This is a genomic window from Nocardiopsis sp. CC223A, from assembly GCF_030766825.1.
In the GTDB taxonomy this organism is placed as follows: domain Bacteria; phylum Actinomycetota; class Actinomycetes; order Streptosporangiales; family Streptosporangiaceae; genus Nocardiopsis.
Genome location: NZ_JASFDV010000176.1, coordinates 1 through 1,359 on the forward strand (window position 1 = coordinate 1; position 1,359 = coordinate 1,359).

Annotated in this window: 1 protein-coding gene; it reads left to right on the forward strand. The window is 75.1% G+C overall.

The window, feature by feature from the left end:
* A partial coding sequence (locus QJS33_RS31215) for an amino acid adenylation domain-containing protein (RefSeq protein WP_306371664.1) occupies positions 1–1,359 on the forward strand: 1,359 nt, incomplete at both ends.

The window sequence follows — 1,359 nt, forward strand, 5'->3', positions numbered from 1 at the left end:
TCGGAGGAGGAGCGGCACCGGGTCCTGGTGGAGTGGAACGACACCGCCGCTCCGCTGCCGGAGGGGTCGATCGTGGACCTGTTCCTGGCGCAGGCCGCCGCCACCCCCGACGCCGTCGCGGTGGAGGGTGCGGCGGGGGCGTTGACCTACGGGGAGCTGGAGCGCGCGTCGGCGGCGGTCGCCGCCGGGCTGGCCGAGGCCGGGGTGCGCCCCGGCGACCCCGTCGCGCTGGCGATGGAGCGCTCGATCGACCTGGTCGCGGTGACCCTGGGCGTGCTGCGCGCCGGCGCCGTGTACGTGCCGCTGCACACCTCGCACCCGGCCGACCGGCTGGCGCTCATCCTCGACGACTGCGGCGCCCGGGTGCTGGTCGCGGACGCCGCCACGGCCGACACCGTCGAGGCACTCGGGGCCGCGGGCGCCGACCTGCCGGTGCTGGCGGCGGCGGAACTCGTCGCGGGGGATCGGGCCGCCCCGGACACCGCCCCCGCACCCCGGGACTCCGCCTACGTGATGTTCACGTCGGGTTCCACCGGCCGCCCCAAGGGCGTGGTGGTCGGCCACCGCGACGTGGTGGCCCTGGCCATGGACCGGCGCTGGCGCGGGGGAGCCCACGAGCGGGTGCTGTTCCGCTCCCCGCACGCCTTCGACGCCGCGACCTACGAGCTGTGGGTGCCGCTGCTCAACGGCGGTCGGGTGGTCGTGGCCCCCGGGGAGACCGACGTGGAGACGATGCGGCGGGTGCTGGACCGCCACGAGGTCACCGCGGTGTTCCTGACCACGGCGCTGTTCAACCTGATCGCGGAGGAGGACCCGACCCTCCTGGCCCGGGTGCGGGCGGTGCTCACCGGCGGCGAGTTCGTGTCCCCGGCCGCCATGGCCCGTGTGGTGCGGGCCTGCCCGGACACTGTGGTCTCGCACGTGTACGGGCCGACCGAGACCACGACCTTCGCGACCGCCTTCGAGGTGCCGGCCGACCTGTCCGAAGAGGACCGGGTCCCGATCGGCCGCCCGCTCGACAACATGCGCGTGTACGTGCTGGACGAGCGGCTGCGGCCGGTGCCGGTGGGGGTGCCGGGCGAGTTGTACATCGCCGGTGAGGGTGTGGCCTGCGGCTACCTGGGCCGTGCGGACCTGACCGCCGAGCGGTTCGTCCCCGACGTGTTCGGGGAGCCGGGGGGACGGATGTACCGGACCGGTGACCTGGTCTCCTGGGACCGGCAGGGCCGCATCGTGTTCCAGGGCCGGGTGGACGACCAGGTCAAGATCCGCGGGTTCCGCATCGAACTCGGCGAGATCGAGGCCCACCTGGGTGCGCACCCCTCCGTCGGCCGCGTCATGGCGAGCGCGGACGAGGCC